Origin of the sequence: Microcystis aeruginosa LEGE 91341 (genome assembly GCF_015206885.1) — a bacterium.
Classification (GTDB): domain Bacteria; phylum Cyanobacteriota; class Cyanobacteriia; order Cyanobacteriales; family Microcystaceae; genus Microcystis; species Microcystis aeruginosa_H.
Genome location: NZ_JADEXY010000016.1, coordinates 22,943 through 41,357, shown reverse-complemented (window position 1 = coordinate 41,357; position 18,415 = coordinate 22,943). Strand labels below are relative to the sequence as shown.

General features: G+C 41.1%; 15 protein-coding genes and 1 pseudogene. 7 read left to right on the top strand and 9 right to left on the bottom strand.

Translation table 11 applies throughout. The features are described 5' to 3' along the window. The first annotated feature begins 76 nt into the window (after positions 1–76). Positions 77–2,794 (top strand): efflux RND transporter permease subunit, encoded by a 2,718-nt coding sequence (locus tag IQ234_RS04455; RefSeq protein ID WP_193956185.1) that lies wholly within the window; start codon positions 77–79, stop codon positions 2,792–2,794. Positions 2,795–2,800: 6 nt separating this feature from the next. Here IQ234_RS04455 and IQ234_RS04450 read toward each other — a convergent pair whose 3' ends face one another. The 6 genes and pseudogenes from IQ234_RS04450 to IQ234_RS04425 all read right to left on the bottom strand — a co-directional run bounded on the left by IQ234_RS04450 (position 2,801) and on the right by IQ234_RS04425 (position 9,362). Further along, positions 2,801–4,225 (bottom strand): FAD-binding domain-containing protein, encoded by a 1,425-nt coding sequence (locus IQ234_RS04450; protein WP_193956184.1) that lies wholly within the window; start codon positions 4,223–4,225, stop codon positions 2,801–2,803. Between the two features lie 175 nt (positions 4,226–4,400). Continuing rightward, positions 4,401–5,093, bottom strand: a pseudogene (locus IQ234_RS04445) (Uma2 family endonuclease). Positions 5,094–5,314: 221 nt separating this feature from the next. Next, positions 5,315–6,013: a Uma2 family endonuclease gene (locus IQ234_RS04440; protein ID WP_193956183.1), complete on the bottom strand. Its 699-nt coding sequence runs from the start codon at positions 6,011–6,013 to the stop codon at positions 5,315–5,317. Positions 6,014–6,143: 130 nt separating this feature from the next. Beyond that, on the bottom strand, positions 6,144–6,824 hold the full coding sequence (locus IQ234_RS04435; RefSeq protein ID WP_193956182.1) for a chromosome partitioning protein ParB: 681 nt from the start codon (positions 6,822–6,824) through the stop codon (positions 6,144–6,146). Next, the gene (locus IQ234_RS04430) at positions 6,825–8,174 is read right to left on the bottom strand and encodes an AAA family ATPase (RefSeq protein WP_193956181.1); all 1,350 of its coding nucleotides are present in this window, start codon (positions 8,172–8,174) and stop codon (positions 6,825–6,827) included. A 246-nt stretch (positions 8,175–8,420) separates the two neighbouring features. Then, the gene (locus tag IQ234_RS04425; protein ID WP_193956180.1) at positions 8,421–9,362 is read right to left on the bottom strand and encodes a serine hydrolase; all 942 of its coding nucleotides are present in this window, start codon (positions 9,360–9,362) and stop codon (positions 8,421–8,423) included. Positions 9,363–9,472: 110 nt separating this feature from the next. Here IQ234_RS04425 and IQ234_RS04420 point away from each other — a divergent pair, with 110 nt between their 5' ends. From IQ234_RS04420 to IQ234_RS04395, 6 genes are all read left to right on the top strand, one after another. Continuing rightward, positions 9,473–10,135: a 4'-phosphopantetheinyl transferase family protein gene (locus IQ234_RS04420; protein ID WP_193956179.1), complete on the top strand. Its 663-nt coding sequence runs from the start codon at positions 9,473–9,475 to the stop codon at positions 10,133–10,135. A 95-nt stretch (positions 10,136–10,230) separates the two neighbouring features. Beyond that, a complete protein-coding gene (locus tag IQ234_RS04415; protein ID WP_193956178.1) occupies positions 10,231–11,364 on the top strand; it encodes a glycosyltransferase family 4 protein in 1,134 nt (377 codons plus the stop codon). Between the two features lie 55 nt (positions 11,365–11,419). Beyond that, entirely contained in the window at positions 11,420–11,713 is a 294-nt protein-coding gene (clpS, locus tag IQ234_RS04410) for an ATP-dependent Clp protease adapter ClpS (protein ID WP_193956177.1), read from the top strand. Positions 11,714–11,715: 2 nt separating this feature from the next. Beyond that, positions 11,716–12,000 (top strand): DUF2103 domain-containing protein, encoded by a 285-nt coding sequence (locus IQ234_RS04405; protein WP_002732155.1) that lies wholly within the window; start codon positions 11,716–11,718, stop codon positions 11,998–12,000. Positions 12,001–12,005: 5 nt separating this feature from the next. Then, positions 12,006–13,952 (top strand): pentapeptide repeat-containing protein, encoded by a 1,947-nt coding sequence (locus tag IQ234_RS04400; RefSeq protein WP_193956176.1) that lies wholly within the window; start codon positions 12,006–12,008, stop codon positions 13,950–13,952. Positions 13,953–14,053: 101 nt separating this feature from the next. Then, entirely contained in the window at positions 14,054–15,199 is a 1,146-nt protein-coding gene (locus IQ234_RS04395; RefSeq protein WP_193956175.1) for an ISL3 family transposase, read from the top strand. On the opposite strand, the gene IQ234_RS04390 is transcribed toward IQ234_RS04395, so the two are convergent. From IQ234_RS04390 to IQ234_RS04380, 3 genes are all read right to left on the bottom strand, one after another. After that, positions 15,189–15,326 carry a hypothetical protein gene (locus tag IQ234_RS04390; protein WP_193956174.1) on the bottom strand — a complete coding sequence of 46 codons (138 nt, stop codon included), beginning with the start codon at positions 15,324–15,326 and terminating at the stop codon, positions 15,189–15,191. The two genes, IQ234_RS04395 and IQ234_RS04390, sit on opposite strands and share 11 nt — an antisense overlap. Positions 15,327–15,729: 403 nt before the next feature. Continuing rightward, complete coding sequence (gene ndhD1, locus IQ234_RS04385) at positions 15,730–17,313, bottom strand: photosynthetic/respiratory NAD(P)H-quinone oxidoreductase subunit D1 (RefSeq protein ID WP_193956173.1); 1,584 nt, start codon at positions 17,311–17,313, stop codon at positions 15,730–15,732. 325 nt (positions 17,314–17,638) lie between these two features. Further along, positions 17,639–18,376 (bottom strand): phycocyanobilin:ferredoxin oxidoreductase, encoded by a 738-nt coding sequence (locus tag IQ234_RS04380; protein WP_193956172.1) that lies wholly within the window; start codon positions 18,374–18,376, stop codon positions 17,639–17,641. Between the last annotated feature and the right edge of the window lie 39 nt (positions 18,377–18,415).

Genomic DNA, 18,415 nt, shown 5'->3' with positions numbered 1-18,415 from the left:
CCCAATTCATAATTCATAATTCATAATTCCCCTACACCCTACACCCCACACCCCACACCCCACTTATTCAACAAAGATGAAAGAATCATGGCGAGAACGTCTGAATATCTCTCGAATAGCGATTAATGCCCCGAGGTTAACCATTGCTTTCTGGTTAGCGGTGGCCATGGCGGGAATTTTGGCTTTTAGTTCCCTAAAATACGCTCTTTTCCCCGATATCAGCTTTCCAGTCGTAATAATTAACGCCCAAGCGGATTTAGCTACTGCTATCACCACGGAACAGCAATTAACTAAACCCCTAGAAAATCCTCTTTTCTCTCTCCCCGGTCGTCGTGATATTTCCTCGACTACTGCCCCCGGACAGTCAGTAATCAGCATTTTCTTTAAAATTGGCACAAATTTAGACAAGGCTACCGCAGCAGTTAAACAGGCTATCTCGCAAGTCCCTTTACCCTCTCAAGCTACCACAGAAGTTATTCCCGTTGATTTAAATGAGTCGGCAACAGTCACCTATGCGCTGGTGCCTGCCCCCTTCGGCTTGGCTCAGGGCAAGCTGAGCCAAGTCGAAGGGAGTGAGCAGAAAACTCTAGAAGAATTAAGCCAAATCGCCCAAGATAATTTAATTCCACCCTTAAAAGCTCTCCCAGGTACGGCTAAAGTTAATTTACTCGGTCAAGGTACAGTTGGGGAAGATAATCCCCATAAAAGCTTAACCCGACCATTACCCACGCTGGTGCGCTTTAATGGGCAAGAAGCGATCGCAGTGCAGGTAATCAAAAAAGGTGCCGCCAATAGTCTCGATCTGGCCGCTCAAGCAGAAAAACTGGTTAAAGACATAGCACAAAAACTGCCCGATGTCAAGATAATTTTAGCTGAAACCCAAGCGGAATATATTCGCGCTGCCCTACAAGGCACGATCGATGATTTACTTTTGGCAGTTTTGCTGTCGGTGCTGGTGATATTGATATTTTTAGGCAGTTTCGCCGCTACAATCATTTCTGCTCTGGTTATCCCCCTATCTCTTTTGGGGACTTTCATTATCATGGCCATCTATGGGTTTAATCTGGAAACCCTGACGCTGCTGGCTCTCGCTTTGGTGATTGGCATTGTCGTGGATGATGCGATCGTGGATGTGGAGAATATTTCCCGTTTAATCGACGCGGGGGAAACCCCGAAAAATGCGGCACTCAAGGGGACAAGGGAGATCGGATTAGCTGTGACTGCTTCCACTTTAACCATTGTTGCCGTGTTTATACCCGTGGCTTTTATGGGGGGTGCGGTGGGACAGTTTTTCCAACCCTTCGGTTTAACTGTCTCGGCTGCGGTGATTTTTTCTCTGTTGATCGCCAGAACTTTATCGCCAGTTTTGGCAGTATATTGGCTGAAACCGCAGTCGCAGGCAAAAATGACGAAACAAAAGCGACCGATTGAAAACGCCTATCGACGGCTCTTAAACTGGTCATTGCGTCATCGTTTGCTGGTCATTGCTATTGCCCTAATTACCTTTTTTGCGGGTATTGCCCTGATTCCTTTTATTTCTAGGGGATTTATTCCCCGACTCGATCGCGGCGAGTTTAATCTGGTTTATACGTCTCCTTTGCCGAAAATAACGCAAATTAGTCCTCCCTTCGGCCTAGCTCAGGGCAAGAATAAACCGACGGCTAAGAGTTCTAGCGATAGTTTCGCTTGGATTTCCCAGTTAGCGAGTTCTCCCGAAAGTTTTCTCCTGCGTCGCACTATCCGGGATGGCAGCAAATTAGAAGCGCCGATTTTACGCGATGGGGAAGTGGAATCGACTTTTATGATCGCCGGTTTACGCGGTGAGCCGAATCGGGGCAAAATTCACGTTACACTGAAGAGCGATCGTAAATCTCACACCAGTGCCGTGCAGCAACGGATTCGGCAAATTTTACCGCCAATTAGAGGGGTGAATGTCAGTATCGAGGACATTCCTTTTGTGCAGACGGAAGCGGAAAAGCCGATCCAAATTGCGATTAAAAGCAATGATTTGCAGCTATTGCGCGATAGTGCCGAGAAATTGCGGGTTGAGGCCGCTAAAATCCCCGGTTTAAAGGATATTTCCCTATCATCTAGATTAAATGAGCGGGGGGATTTTTTGGCGATCGAGCGTTTAAATGGTCAACAGGCGATTTTTCTCAGTGCTAATCTCAGTCCAGATTTAGGATTAGAAGATGCGGCGATTAAAATTGAAGCGATTCCTTTACCAGAAGGGATAACTTTACAGCGTTGGGGTACTTCTTCTCAAAGTAGCGATGTTTTGGGCAGTTTTGGTCGCACTTTAATCCTGGCGACAATTTTAATGTTAGGAGTTTTATGGTTATTATTCAGAAGACTGTTAGAAACTATCGTCATCGCTTTATGTTTACCTTTAGCGATTGTGGGGGCAATGTTGGGGTTATTGGTAACGGGTAGTGAGTTTAGTATGATTTCTTTGATCGGGTTTATCTTCCTCTTGGGATTACTGGATAAAAACGCTGTGTTATTGCTGGATTATACTAACCAATTGCGTCAACAGGGTTGGAGTCGGGAGGAAGCGGTGTTAGAAACGGGAATGATTAGGTTAAGACCGATTTTAATGACCACCTGTTCGACAATTTTAGGCATGATTCCGATCGCTTTGGGATTGGGTACTGGTGCGGAATTGCGGCAACCCATGGCGATGGTGATTGTGGGAGGTTTAGTCACTTCTTCCCTGTTGAGTTTAATTGTTGTGCCTGTGTTATATCTAAGTTTAGAGGATGTTTGGAACCAGATTAAAGCCGGTCAAAAGTAGCAAGTTTTACCGTTTTGGCTTCTGATTACTATAGAGTCGTTTGAATTCTTTTTGTTGTTGATTATGATCGACAATTGGCTCAGGATAACCGCAACGATGTCTTTCTAAACGGGGGATTTTCCCCGTTACTAAATATTCCGTATCTACGGAAGCTAATTCCGGCAACCATTGACGAATATATTCCCCTTCTGGATCGAATTTTTGTGTCTGACTAGCGGGGTTAAAAATTCTTAAAGGTTTCGGATCCATGCCACTAGACGCACTCCATTGCCAACCACCATTATTAGCGGCTAAATCCCCATCAAAAAGTTTCTGCATGAAGTATTTTTCGCCTTTTTGCCAGTTAATAATTAAATCTTTGGTTAAAAAACTCGCCACGATCATGCGACAACGATTGTGCATCCATCCCGTTTCATTTAATTGTCGCATCGCCGCGTCAACGATCGGATAGCCGGTTTTTCCCTGGCACCAAGCTTGAAAATGTTCTTCGTTATCCTGCCAAGGAAAATGACGAAATTCTTTTCTATAAGCACCGACCGCCAATTCTGGGAAAAAATAGAGACAATGCTGGTAAAATTCCCGCCAAGCTAACTCTTGCTGCCAAGTGATAATACTATCTTTTGCTTCCTGAGCGCGGCAATTTTCTAATAACTCTAGGGTTGCCGTCCAAATCGTGCGAATGCCAATCGCCCCAAATTTTAAAGCGGCACTCAAGCGCGAGGTGCCATCAAAAGCGGGGAAGTTACGATCTTCTTGATAATTGTTAATAACCCCTTGACAAAATTCTTCTAATCTGCTATTGGCGGCTTTTTCTCCGGGGGTGAGGGGTAAGGGGTTTTGCCAAGTAAAACCTAAATTTTCTAGGGTTGGTAAATTAATAGTTTCTGTGAGTTTCTCCCCCTCATTTTCCTCTAATCCTTGCAGGTTTTCTAGGGTTGTGGGGCTGGCTTTGGCTAATTGGCTCCAATTTTTCCAAAAAGGAGTATATACGGTGTAGGGGCTTTTTGAGAGGGTGAGGACTTGCCCTGGAGCGTGAAGAAGTTGATCCCAGAAGGTTTCTACTTCAATTCCTTTTGTTTGTAAAGCGGCGATTACCTGTTGATCCCGTTGACGCGCATAGGGTTCGATATCGAGGTTAAAAAAAACTGCTTTTGCCGATAAATTGCTGGCTAAGTTGACGAGTGTTTGACTGGGGTTGCCGCGAATAATCAGTAATTGACTACCTTTTTGGCGATAATTTTTTTCTAATTCCTCTAGACAACCGAGGAGATAGGCAACTCTAGCAGGGGCAATATCATCCCCTTCTAAAATAGCAGGATCGAGGCAGAAAACCCCGATGATTTTCGGACTGCGCTCCCTAGCTTTACTCAGTCCAATATTATCCGAGAGACGTAAATCGCGACGATGCCAGAAAAGGATTAGGTTTGACATAAAGTAAGGTGATGAGTGGTCACTGAGCCTGTCGAAGTGAAGATTATCAGGGGCGAGATTATTTTACATTGAGCTTGTCGAAATGTGGGGTAGAGTTAAGAACAAATTCAAGTCAAAAATACCCTTTCTGTCATTATAGGACAGTGGATCAAGAATAATTGTCTAATTTTACAATCTAGCTGTGATTGGCAGTTAGTTTCTTGACAAAATCTCGATGTTCTGCTGTTTCTAACCCCCGCTGCAAAATCACTAAAACTTTTCCTAAGTCGCCCATTAATAAAGCGTTTTTATCTAGCCATAAACCGGGGAAGATTTGGGAGCGTATTATGCCATCACTATCGGGTTCTAGTTTAATATATTCTCCTGCCTGTAGCCGAAACCAATCAATTTCTTGTTCATAAAACCGCCAGACTAGGTATTCTTGGACTTGATTGCGACGGTAAACATTTAATTTTTGATGAACATCGTAGGAAGCACTAGAAGCGGCAATTTCGACAATTAATTCCGGCGCTCCTTCTACATAATCATCTTGACTAATTGTCGATTGTCCTCCCTTGTCAATTCTTAATAGGGCATCCGGTTGGGGTTCGTTATCAATATCTAATCTCACGGTGGCATTATCACCCAATCTAACACCTGGAGTCGCCGCTTTATAGAGAGCCAACCATCAGATAATATTAGCATGAGGCTCGGCGTGACTTTCAAATCTGAGGGGAGATGCCATATAAACAATTCCTTCAATTAGTTCCGCTTTTTTGAGATGGGGCATCCCTTGATAACGTCGTTCAAATTCCCATCGAGTTAATTTATCGCCGTTTTCTAGGGGAGGAATTGTTAAAGAAGCAGCTATTACTGGGGTAATTGTCATAATTTTTCTCTTTTCACCCGTCTTCTAGTTAATCTTTGCCCGCTATCGGATCAGGTTTTTTTCCTGATCTTCCATTATTATAACACCCATCGGTAGGGTGTGTTAAAGTAGCTCAACACACCCACAAAAATCAGTTAGAAGTCAATAAATAATCCATTAATTTGAGCAAAGTTTTTTCTCCCATATTATAGAACACTTGAGAGAAAATAATTATCTAATTTTTAAACTTGAGAGCGATCGCTAGTTAATTTATTAACAAAATCTTGATGTTCTGCTGTTTCTAACCCCCGCTGCAAAATCACTAAAACTTTTCCTAAGTCGCCCATTAATAAAGCGTTTTTATCTAGCCATAAACCGGGGAAGATTTGGGAGCGCATTATGCCATCACTATCGGGTTCTAGTTTAATATATTCTCCTGCCTGTAGCCGAAACCAATCAATTTCTTGTTCATAAAACCGCCAGACTAGGTATTCTTGGACTTGATTGCGACGGTAAACATTTAATTTTTGATGAACATCGTAGGAAGCACTAGAAGCGGCAATTTCGACAATTAATTCCGGCGCTCCTTCTACATAATCATCTTGACTAATTGTCGATTGTCCTCCCTTGTCAATTCTTAATAGGGCATCCGGTTGGGGTTCGTTATCAATATCTAATCTCACGGTGGCATTATCACCCAATCTAACACCTGGAGTCGCCGCTTTATAGAGAGCTAACCATCCGATAATATTAGCATGAGGCTCGGCGTGACTTTCAAATCTGAGGGGAGATGCCATATAAACAATTCCTTCAATTAGTTCCGCTTTTTTGAGATGGGGCATCCCTTGATAACGTCGTTCAAATTCCCATCGAGTTAATTTATCGCCGTTTTCTAGGGGAGGAATTGTTAAAGAAGCAGCTATTACTGGGGTAATTATCATAATTTTTCTCTTTTCACCCGTCTTCTAGTTAATCTTTGCCCGCTATCGGATCAGGTTTTTTTCCTGATCTTCCATTATTATAACACCCATCGGTAGGGTGTGTTAAAGCATCTCAACACACCCACAAAAATTAATTGTAAGTCAGCAGATAATCGACAAGTTTAGCCAACCTTGCTTCCCCAATTCCCTTGACTCGTCGCTTGCGTATATCCTCCACAGAATCAAAGGGCTTTTCTGAACGTTTTTTCAGAAAGTCATTAACAGATGCCGGTGGAATTCCCGCTTTTTTAAGTTGATTAGCATCACAGGTATTCAAAAGCTCTAAAATCGACTTAGAAGAAGGAGGAGGAGGAGGAAGAATAATAATAATTTTTTCTTCCAGTCTTTTGATTTCTTTTTGGTACTCCTCTCGGATTGCTTGTAACTGGGTTTCTAATCGTTTTTCAAGATTACTCACCCTCAATTCTAGAGGATTATCTATTTTTTCAGAAGTGGTAATTAACCCAGGAGAAGGAGATAATAACTGCATTTGCTGTAAAGCGATATTCTCCGCTTCTTTATCAACCACAAAAGCGTTAATAGTTTCTAGGCTGCGTTCTTTTTCTTTAGCAATTAAACAGGCATAATACTCTAAATTTCCCTCAATAATCTGGAAGCGTTCAAAGCCAATTTTTTTGAGAATGACAGGACGCATTAAGCCCTTCATTGCTACAATAAGATTAGCTAAGTTGTGTAAATCTGTTTCTGGAAAATAAGAACGCTCTTTAGTAGCTACCACGTCCTGTAAATCAATTAGTAAAAAATCCCACATTTATTTAACTCCTATTTTAGCTAAAACTTCCAGTGCTAAGGCTTCAAATTCTGCTGCTGATACTCCCGCATCGCCTTGATTTTCGGCATAATCCATTATAGATTGGGGAGCAGGAATTTCTAAATCTCCCACGGTAACGGATTGATTTATACAGCGAGATAAAGGCATTCTTTCCGAGATAGTCGATTCCATCAAGGGTAAACCATATTTGTCTGGAATTACTTGTTTTTGTTTGGGAAAATTAAATCTTAAGTATTGAGCATGGGTAGAAATTTTAGAAGGTAAAACGCCTAAAATTTTTAGGGGTTCTTTACCTAAATTTTCACGACTTTCGTTAATTGCTTCCTTGATAAAATTTTTTACACTATTTAAACCTTGATTAGAAAATGGTTTAAGATCTGATGGAATAATCAGATAGTCGGAAGCAATTAAACCAGCTTGAGCATAAAAATCTAAGGATGGCGGTGTGTCAATAATAACAAAATCATAATCATCTCTAACTTTATCTAATTTTTTAGATAATCTTGTGTTAGAAGTTCCGTATCTGGTTAAGGTAGTTTGTTTTTCAATTAAGCTAATATGAGCGGGAATTACATCAATTTCTGGATGGTTAAATCCCTGAGATTTTCTGACAATAGTTTGCACAAAAGTTATGTCTCCATCATTGAGTAAATGAAAGACATTTTTATCTTTTAAATCATCGTCATCGTCGAATTGAAACTTAATTAAACCAACGGCAAAGGTACTATTAGCTTGAGCATCAATATCAATTAATAATACTCGCTTACCTTTTTTGCTCAAAGCTGCCGCTAGATTGGTAGCGACGGTGGTTTTACCAACACCACCTTTATGATGATAAATTGCGATGGTTTTCATGGGATTTCTGTGGTTGATTGTTGGAGAATTGAGCGGTGGAATACCTAGGGATAAGGTTTCGTAGCCAATCAGAGATTTTAACTGTTCTAAGTGAGAGGCAATTTCTAACCCAGAACATCTAAAAACTAAATAAATTTTATCGGGTTTCCTTTGATAAAGTTGAATCTCATCACCATTAGTTAATAATCCCCACTGCACTTTAAAGTAGTTGAGATAATAACCTAAACGATGACGATGATTGATGAGCTTTTCTCTGGGATTTTTAGCCTCGACAATTAGGCAGTGAGAGGATAAAAACTGCTTTTTGTTGATAGGTTTTTGAGCAGAAACAAGGAAATCTAAGCGAACTTTACCGAAGCTAACTTGTTGATACCAATGTTCGGCATTGTAGCCTAGTTTGGGGAGTAAATACTGGACAATGAATTTACTCTCCACTTCCCTTTCGTTATGACAATGATGAGGGTTAAAAGTCACACATATGAGGAAATACGTAAGAACAACTTATTGTTAGTTTAAATGGTGATAGCCCTTCTCGTCAAGGTGAAGCACAGACTAAATCCTTACTTAATCAAGTATTTCAGCTGCAAGAACAAACCCCATCTATCCCAGAAAAGCTACATATTGAGATGAATATCAGTCAATTTACGGGTTCATAGCAGTAGGATGTTTATCTAGCACTTTTGATAATGGCAGAAAAAACCATCCTACTCACAGCTTCAATTAATTGAACTGCATAATTTTCTCGGCTACTTTCTGGGAAATAAAAGGTAAAATTAAGCGATTTTGACTGTTATTTTTTCCCTCGGTAAATACCACCAATAGATAGGGAGTATGATGGGGAATTTCAATATAAGCTGCATCGTGACGTACTTGACTTGTCCAACCAGCTTTTGACCAAATTTGACTATTTTCTGGTAATCCTTGTCCTAGAAATCCTAAGATTTGTGTATCATCTCCTTGACTTGTCCAATCAGCAGGATTAAGACTTCGTTTTAGTAAAGACATCATCATTTGAGAACGTTGGGAAGAAACAGCAATCCCCCCGATAATAGTATGAATTAAACGCGCCACTGCATTGCTAGTTAACATATTGCGATTCTCCATTAATTCCCCTAAAAAAGCGCGTTCACGTCCATAGGGACCATCAGACCAAGTTTTTTGATTAACGTTAATTGTCGCTAATTCTGGCCAATTTAGGGATTGAAAATAACGATTAACTATGTTGCGTTGTTGCTTCCAAGTTTCAAAGGGACCGGCGGCAATTTCTGGACCGCTAGTGGTTCCCGTGACTAGATCTACAACTAAACTGGTAGCATCATTACTAGAGTCAACAATCATGTCACGAATGGCGCGATTTAATTCGCTGCTTTCGGCAATCATCCCCCCCTCTAACCACTCATGAATCGCTACTAGATAAAATAATTTCACTAAACTAGCGGGATAGGTTCTTTCTTGTCCGCGATAGCTAAATCCGCGGGGGGAATATTTCCAGAATTCTTCGTGAGAAATTGCTCCCCCCGTGTTGACGATAACAGGAGGATCATATACTATCCAAGTTAGGGCGATTTGTTCTTGAGCTAATTGGGGAAATTCTCGCCAAGTTGTTTCTAAAATATCTGTACCGAACTGTTGGAGGTGGTCTTCAGTATGAAAAAAGTTCATAGGTGTGCTGCAAAGTCAAGAGTTAGAAGGTGGATAAATTATTGAGTCGGCAATTCTCATTTTACGGTAAAATTTACCGATAATTAATTATTTGATCGCTTCTGAGTTTAATGTTTATATCTACCGATGAGGTTCATCTCTATTTTATCAGTCTCGATCCCTCTGGGGATAGACTAGAAAAACTGGCTTCTTTGCTCTCGGAAGATGAAATAATTAGAGCTAATCGTTACCATTTTCCCCAACACAAGCGGCGTTTTTTGGTGGCTAGGGGATGTTTACGCGAGATTTTAGGGTCATATTTGACCATAAGTCCCGAAAAAATCGAGTTTATCTACAGTGAACGGGGAAAACCGAGTATTAACCACCAATTGCAGTTTAATCTCTCCCATTCCGAGGAGATGGCCATCTGTGGCTTGACTTTAACCGCTCGCATTGGGGTAGATTTAGAGAAAATGCGCCGGATGAAAGATTTAGATAGCTTGACAAAAAGGTTTTTTTGTGCTAAGGAACATGAGCTTGTTGAAAAGTCCGCAGAGAAGGAAAAGTTATTTTTTCAGTTATGGACGGCAAAAGAGGCTTATTTAAAGGCACTGGGAACGGGAATTAGCGGGGGACTCGATCGAGTGGAAGTGGGCCTTAATCCCTTAAAATTAGACAATGTGGCGGGGGAATGGCAATTATGGACAACGGCAATCGGCGATAATTATCGAGCGACGGTGGTTATCGAAGGTAGCGATCGAGTGATTAAAACCTTTGGCCTTTCTGATCTATGATTAATTGGGGAGTTAATTGCCTTGAGAAATTCAGTAATTATTCCTAGCTATCTCAAAAAGCTTGCCCTTAATTATTACTTAACCTTGTTTTCTCTATGCGAATTGCTCTTTTTACAGAAACTTTCTTACCGAAAATCGATGGCATTGTCACCCGTCTTAAACATACTGTGGAACACCTACAAAGATTAGGTCATCAGGTATTAGTTTTCTCTCCCGATGGCGGTTTAAAAGAGTACAAAGGTGCTAAGATTCATGGAGTTACAGGGATTCCCTTACCCCTATATCCAGAATTAAAAATGGCTTTCCCCCGGCCTTCAGTCGGTCAAGCTTTAGAGAGGTTTAAACCTGATATTATTCATGTGGTTAACCCGGCTATTTTAGGGGTGGGCGGCATTTATTTTGCCAAAACTATGAACATTCCCCTCGTCGCTTCCTATCATACCCATCTCCCCCAATACCTACAGCACTACGGGTTAGGTTCCCTAGAAGGATTACTCTGGGAATTATTAAAATTGGCCCACAATCAAGCAAGTTTAAATCTCTGCACTTCCACCGCTATGGTACAAGAATTATCTAGTCGTGGCATTGAAAAGGTAGAGCTTTGGCAAAGGGGAGTCGATACGGAATTATTTCAACCTCATTTAAAATCCCCAGCTATGAGACTGAAATTATCCCAAAATAACCCCGATAGTCCTCTCTTATTATACGTTGGTCGAGTGTCGGCCGAAAAAGAAATTGATCGCATTAAACCAGTATTAGAAGCGATTCCCGAAGCAAGATTTGCCATTGTGGGAGATGGTCCCCATCGGGAAGCTTTAACAAGTCATTTTGCCGACACAAATACCCATTTTGTCGGTTATTTACAAGGGTTAGAATTAGCCTCCGCTTTTGCTTCCGCAGATGCTTTTCTTTTTCCCTCACGCACAGAAACCCTCGGTTTGGTACTCTTAGAATCCATGGCTGCCGGTTGTCCGGTAGTAGCGGCAAATTCGGGGGGAATTCCCGATATTGTCACCGATGGAGTTAATGGTCATCTCTTCGATCCTAGGGATGAAAAAGGTTTAATTAGTGCCACCCAAAGATTACTAACCGCCAAGGCAGAAAGAGAGGAATTACGACGAAATGCGCGTCTAGAAGCGGAAAAATGGGCATGGCAAGCGGCCACCAAACAGTTATTAAATTACTATCACCAAGTTTTGAAGAATAATTCTGTGGCTATTGCCGCTTAATTGTTGTCAAAATGCTCGAATTTAATCGCAAAAACCTTGACCTATTGTAACTTTTATGGCCAGCGCACCCAGTACCACCTTAGATAAGTCCACCCAAGTGGTCAAAAAGACTTATCCCAACTATAAAGTTATTGTTCTCAACGATGACTTTAACACCTTCGATCATGTGGCCAATTGTTTAATTAAATATATCCCGGATATGACTACCGATCGAGCTTGGGAATTAACTAATCAAGTTCACCACGAAGGACAGGCAATTGTCTGGACCGGTCCCCAAGAACAAGCGGAACTTTATCACCAACAATTGCGACGGGAAGGATTAACCATGGCTCCCCTAGAGGCCGCATAATTATGAATAATGGTCGCTTAGTTTGGAATCATTCTACTCATATCCCGGGGTTGATTGCGGTATTAGAAAAGTTAATTACCTATCAAGGAATCACTACTGTCACCCCCGGGGTACTTTCTCGCTCAAAAGGTCATTGTCCTCGGTTACAATTGCGGATCTCAGTGCCGATTCGTGGTGGTTTTAAGCTGATTGCGAGGACAGGAAAAAGTGTTCAGGAAGTCTTTGTTATCACCGATTTAAACCAAGAGGACTTAGAGATGGCTATCCAAGCTTGTTTAGGAAAATAACTGTCGTGGGTGCGTTGTTGAAAGGCTGCTGGTTACTAATTATTGTTTTTCTGTTTTTCTGTTTACATTCTCTCCCTAGTTTGGCAGTAGTGGATAGGGTTCCCTTAACAGTAACTTTATTGCAGGAACGTTTAAGCGCACCCGTCCTTAAAGAAGGGATGACTACCATCGATTTAGCCAATTTAGTTATCGATATCCGCGATGAAAATAAGGAACTGCAAGAACAATTTTATCAACAGATTCAAGGTCAAATTAATCGCGCTAAACAACCCCTAGGTTTAGATTTTAGTAATTCCTTAATTCAAGGCAATTTTATCGCTTCCCGTCTCGGTTTACCGACTCCTTTAACAAAAGTAGCTCTCGCTACCTTATTATCACCCATGGAAGAACAGTTATTACAACAGGACGAAAATTTTTTATTCGATAGCGATGAACCGGTTTTTAATGTCACAGTTTTTCGTGGACCGGTGAAGTTGCAGGGAACCGTATTTATGGGAGAAGTGGACTTTTCTAAGACTTTTTTTCTGCAAATTGTCGAAGCAATGGCAGCAAAATTTAGTCGTGAAAGTAATTGGTTAGAATCCCGTTTTGCTAGGGTGGCGAAATTTAGCAAAGCCACTTTTATGGGAGATGTAAATTTTAGTCAAAGTCAATTTTTAAATAAAGCTATTTTTCGCACGGCCCATTTTAAAAGTATTACTAACTTCCATGGCAGTCATTTTACTGCCGAAGCTTATTTTGATCAAACCAAATACGATAAACTCGCAGATTTTACCCGTACTTTCTGGCAAAAAGAAGCCAATTTTTCCCAAAGTCAATGGCGAGATCGTCCGCTATTTTCTAAGAGTAGATTTTTAAGTTTATTAACCTTTAGAAATGCCACTTTTGAAAAATCGGGTGCTTTCCGGTCTAGTTATTTTAATGGTGTGGTTAGTTTTCAAGATGTGAAACTTTTAGATCAGGTAGATTTTAGCAATTCCACTTTTAGTAAAAATAGTTATTTGAGTGTATCAGGATTAGCTTTTGATTCCGATAAAGCGAAAATACTAGGAGATAGAGGAGTAATTGGTCAAGCAATTTATTTACCAAACCTAGCAGGAAATGAAACAGTTTTAAGAAATTTAGTTCGTAATTTTCGCTCCCTAGAACAAATTGCCGATGCTAATCAAATTGAATACAAAACTGAAAAATTGCGATTACAACAGTTAAAACAAAAACTAAATAATATCTCAATTATTCGCCTAATTAACCTCACTTGGGTAGCTGATTTTCTGCATACTTCTTTCCTTACTTTACTATTACTCTTAAGTCAAGATGGTACAAATTTTAGTTTAGTTTTCGGCACAGGAATTATAATTTTTGCCTATTTTGGCTGTTTATTTTGGTTAATCGATCGCGTGCGTCGTCTCACTCCTAAACCAGTAATTCCTAATGGTTATGAAATCTTTTGTATGGTAACTAGCTATATTATTCTCACCCTTTCTGGTGTGTTTAATATTCTGCAATCTGCCAGTCGTCCTCTCCTAACTTTAACAGCTATTGCCCTAATTCTTGTCCCCTTACCCCTAATTTTAATTATCGAACTTTATCGTCGGGGACGCTATCACGATTTAATGGATAGTTCCTATTTCCTCCAAGATGGTAGTATGCGACAATTACGCTTATTAATTACCCGTTTACCCGTAGTTCCCGAATTTCCCCTCTTTCGCGATCGTTATACTCCTATTCCTTGGCAAAAGCGTTGGAATTGGTTAAATTATTACGATTTAAGTCTCAATAATTTGCTAAAATTAGGCTTTAATGATTGGCGAGTTCGCGATCGAGAATTACCCACCATTGTTTCTTTTTTAGTTTGGTATCAATGGGGTATCGGCATCTTTTATATCACTCTCCTTATCTGGACCCTCTCGCGCACGATTCCGGGGTTAAATCTCTTGATTTATTTAAAATAAACTGTAAAAATTGAAATACAGCAGTTATCTGTTCGTTTTGGTGGCTGTTCTAGGTTCTGTGTGAGCATGGTATAATAGTGACACAGAACAGGGGGTGGATTATGTGGATAAATTTTGATCAACTCCTCGATTTACCAAATGTAACAGTGGTCAATTATCAAAAAATTGCTCAGACAATTTTCCTAAAGCTCGCTCTTTTAAATGAAACAATTGAATGTCCGAATTGCCATCAAACCTTGGACAGAATCAATCAGACAGAGTATAATCTAGTCAGAGATTTGTCAATATTAGGCAATCGAGTATATTTAGAAGTACCATGCCGCCAGTTTCATTGTCAAAAGTATATCAGCGAAAGACTGAGTTGTATGAGATTAAGACAGCATCATACAATTCGCTATGAATCGATGATTTATGAGAGAGTAAAAAATTGTAGTATCGAAGAAATAAGTCGAGAAGAAGGGTTGGGATGGGAAGAAGTTGAGTTAATATTTAATCACTGTGCTAAAGAACTAGAAAAGGAAGAGTGGGAAGCACCAGAACGAATAAGCTTAGATGAATTTAGTAACTTAAAAGGACATAAAGATTTCATAACAACGGTCGTAGATCTGGACAAAAAAATTTTACTAGATGTGATTAAAGGACATAAGCAAGAAGAATTAATGGAAGCCTTAAAGGCACAGCCAGACGCAGTTCGGGAGAAGGTGAAAAAAGTGAGCGTCGATATGTGGTCAGGATTTACGGCAGTGATCAAGGAATTATTTCCCAATGCTAAAATCATCTATGACCGTTTTCATGTAATGGCTATCATCAATGACGAGCTTAATAACTTGAGAAAGTTAATGGGGGTGCATGAAAAAGGATTACCTCATTTATTATGGAAGAATAAAGAGGACTTAAAGGACGAGCAAAAACAACAACTAGAAGTTATCTTAAAAGAACATCCCTGCTTGGGAATAGCCTGGGAAATGAAAGAAGAAATTAGACAAATTTATCAAAGTAGTAGAACGTTCAGAGGTGCTGAGAGAAAATTGGAAAAATGGATAAGAATAGGCAAGATATTATATGAAAGTAGTGCCAGCATGATCCAGAAGCATTTGCCTGGTATTTGTAATTACTTTGAAAATCATACAACCAACGGATTAATTGAGGGAATGAATACCAAAATAAAGCTTATTAAAAGAATGAGTTATGGATTTACCAATTTTGAACATCTTCGACTTAAGCTGTTTGCTTGCTTTAATTCATAACAAAAATTAACACACGAAAACCAGAAGAGCCGAATTTTTGATTAACATCTTTTTGTAGAGAGTCTATTTTCCCCTCAATCCTTGTTAGAACAGCTTCTAGGGAATAAGTCACGGTTTCGTTAGACATGAGCTAAACTCCTATATTTTGCTATGTTGCGGTCTCGCGTAGCGAGCGCGTTGCGACCGCCTAATCTTCTGTGGGCGCGATTGCTCCAGTGGGGACTAATTCTCATAATTCTCTAGGCTGTACTCGGTAGCGATCGCATTAAAATAATCACACAATCAATTAAAAGTATAATAATACTAAATCCGTTGAGTAACGCACAGAAAACGGGTTTCTCCGAGAAACCCGTTTTCTACTCATGCAATAGGCAAAAGGGAGAATAAATAATCATTCTTTAATAACCGGATTTAATATTAGTAAAAATTATCAATTGAATATTAGGAAGTGCGGAAAGTGGGATTTAATACTGCTCACTTAAAACTCAAATCTGATAACTGATAACTGATAACTGGTAACTGATAACTTCTTAGATTTCGGGAGCTTTTAGGGAATAAAAGGAGAAACTAGGGGTTTTTGCCTTTGCCTGTTGCACTAAACTGGGGACAGAATTACGCGCTAGGGCGGTTAATTTATTGGTAGTAGCATCGTAAATTGTCGTGGCCACTTTGGGATAGAGTCCAATACCGATAATTGGCACTAATAGAGAAGCTATGATAAAGACTTCCCGGGGTTCCGCATCGACGAGGGCATGGTGTTCTTCTAATTCCTTATTTTCCGGCCCGTAGAGAATTTCTCGCAACATGGACAAGAGATAAATCGGGGTGAGAATGACACCGATAGCCGCTAAAAAGACGATAATAACCCGGAAAGTGGGACTATAGGCATCACTGGTGGCAAAACCGATAAATACCATTAATTCCGCCACAAAACCGCTCATCCCGGGCAAAGCGAGGGAAGCGAGGGAACAGGTGGTCCACATGGCAAAAACTTTCTTCATTTTCTTGCCGACACCGCCCATCTCGTCTAACATCAGGGTATGGGTGCGATCGTAGGTACAACCGACCATAAAGAATAAACTCGCCCCAATCAGTCCGTGGGAAATCATCTGTAACATCGCCCCACTTGTACCAATATCGGTAAAGGAAGCCATACCAATCAGGACAAATCCCATGTGAGAGATGGAAGAATAGGCAATTTTGCGCTTAAGATTGCGTTGGGCAAAGGAAGTTAAGGCGGCGTAGATAATATTAACTACCCCTAAAATCACCAAAACGGGAGCGAAAACCGCGTGAGCATCGGGTAACATCCCCATATTCATGCGTAGGAGCGCATAACCACCCATTTTAAGCAAAATTCCCGCTAGTAACATATGGGCAGGGGCAGTGGCTTCGCCGTGGGCATCCGGCAGCCAAGTATGGAGGGGGAAGATGGGCAGTTTTACCCCGTAGGCAATCAGAAAACCGGCGTAGAGGAATAATTGCAGTTTCAGGGGAAAATCCTTGCCGGCAATAGTCACCATGTCAAAGGAGACGGTATCGCCATAAAAAGCCATCGTCAGCGCCGCTACAAGGATGAAGAGAGAGCCTCCGGCGGTGTAAAGGATAAATTTGGTGGCTGCGTAGAGACGGCGTTTACCGCCCCAAATAGAGAGGATCAGATAGACGGGGACTAATTCTAATTCCCAGACGAGGAAGAACAGTAACAGATCCTGCACGGCAAACACTGCAATCTGTCCCCCGTACATCAACAGCATCAGGAAGTAGAATAGTTTCGGTTTAAAAGTGACCGGCCAAGCCGCTAAGATAGCGAGAGTGGTGATAAATCCCGTTAAGATAATCAGAGGCATGGAGAGGCCATCGGCTCCTAAGGACCATCTTAGGTCAATTTCTGGCAACCATTGGTAACTTTCCACTAATTGCAGATTGGGATTAGCGAAATCGTAACTGGTATAGAAAGCGTAGATAATTAGGGCAAAGTCGATTAATCCCACCGTCAGAGCAAACCATCTCACGGTTTTACCGTCTTTATCGGGAATTATGGGAACCAATAAAGCGGCGACGATGGGAAAAAGGATGATGGCAGTTAACCAAGGAAAGTTCGTTAGATTCATCGGCTGTTTTAATATTTATTTAATCGTCAGAATCGAGAAATTAAGCTAGGGCTTTTTGGCGGTTTTACCTAGCAAAACCGCCTTTTTTTCGCTTGTTCTCGCGGTTACATTTGACTGCACCTAACCCAATCTAGCAATTATTTTCCTGTCCTTGTCTGTTAATATTGTTAAGTTTCAAGAGACTTCCAGCTTAATTAGGGTTTGCTAAAAAAGTTTTTCGGTGGGGGCAGGGTGTGGCCCCCCCTGCCCCCCCGACATCGGGGGGGCAGGGGGGTGTAGGGTTTTATACCATTAACCCATCCGACAAATAATTGTGCCTCCCTACTTAATCGGGTAAATCAAAGAGAACACCCGTCATATAACGCTCTGCCCATTCCCACCCGAAGGCTTTTTCTAGTACACGCCGAGTTTTATCGTTTTTTTGCTGTTGACTACAATAATCCCGTTGTCCCTGTAAATAAATACGCGCTTCTTCCCCAGAAAGAGGCTGACTTTCCCTAGCACATTTGCAGTGAATTGTCAAGAAATCTGTTACTCTTTGTAAAAATTGTCGTTCCTCGGCGGCGGTTTCGGGACGAATAAACAGACAATATTGGGAGAAAATATGACCCCAAGGCGGCAAATCACGAGCTTGGGCGAAATCGACCGCAGGTAAAGCCGCTAAAGCTTGATTATAGGCACTAGAGAGGGTTTTATCGCCACTGGTGGGAGAAAGATCCACAATAGCGGCACTGATTCCCGCTTTGCCAGAGACTATATCACATCCGAACATCGGCAGCGGATATTCTGGACGGGGGAACATGACACAGTGAAGGATATCCAAACCATTGCCCAGTTTAGCCAGTTCTAGGTGCATTTTGCGGAACTGGGGGGTTTGATAGCAGCGATTCTCGATAATTAATTTTTCCCCTTCTAAACGTCCCTCCACATAGCCTAAACCTTCGGGTAACTCAAAGGGCGACAAATCAAGATAATTTTCCCAGTGGGACAAAATTGCTGTGGCTAATTGTCCAATCAGGGGATGAAGTAACGGTAAAATTTCAGGGTTGGTAACGGCTATCATAGGTCAGTTATCAGTCATCAGTTATCAGTTATCAGTCAT

Coding starts and splice junctions, on each gene's coding strand:
- IQ234_RS04455 (WP_193956185.1), top strand. CDS start 77: ATGAAAGAATCATGGCGAGAACGTCTGAATATCTCTCGAATAGCGATT.
- IQ234_RS04450 (WP_193956184.1), bottom strand. CDS start 4,225: ATGTCAAACCTAATCCTTTTCTGGCATCGTCGCGATTTACGTCTCTCG.
- IQ234_RS04440 (WP_193956183.1), bottom strand. CDS start 6,013: ATGATAATTACCCCAGTAATAGCTGCTTCTTTAACAATTCCTCCCCTA.
- IQ234_RS04435 (WP_193956182.1), bottom strand. CDS start 6,824: ATGTGGGATTTTTTACTAATTGATTTACAGGACGTGGTAGCTACTAAA.
- IQ234_RS04425 (WP_193956180.1), bottom strand. CDS start 9,362: ATGAACTTTTTTCATACTGAAGACCACCTCCAACAGTTCGGTACAGAT.
- IQ234_RS04420 (WP_193956179.1), top strand. CDS start 9,473: ATGTTTATATCTACCGATGAGGTTCATCTCTATTTTATCAGTCTCGAT.
- IQ234_RS04415 (WP_193956178.1), top strand. CDS start 10,231: ATGCGAATTGCTCTTTTTACAGAAACTTTCTTACCGAAAATCGATGGC.
- clpS (WP_193956177.1), top strand. CDS start 11,420: ATGGCCAGCGCACCCAGTACCACCTTAGATAAGTCCACCCAAGTGGTC.
- IQ234_RS04405 (WP_002732155.1), top strand. CDS start 11,716: ATGAATAATGGTCGCTTAGTTTGGAATCATTCTACTCATATCCCGGGG.
- IQ234_RS04395 (WP_193956175.1), top strand. CDS start 14,054: ATGTGGATAAATTTTGATCAACTCCTCGATTTACCAAATGTAACAGTG.
- IQ234_RS04390 (WP_193956174.1), bottom strand. CDS start 15,326: ATGTCTAACGAAACCGTGACTTATTCCCTAGAAGCTGTTCTAACAAGG.
- ndhD1 (WP_193956173.1), bottom strand. CDS start 17,313: ATGAATCTAACGAACTTTCCTTGGTTAACTGCCATCATCCTTTTTCCC.
- IQ234_RS04380 (WP_193956172.1), bottom strand. CDS start 18,376: ATGATAGCCGTTACCAACCCTGAAATTTTACCGTTACTTCATCCCCTG.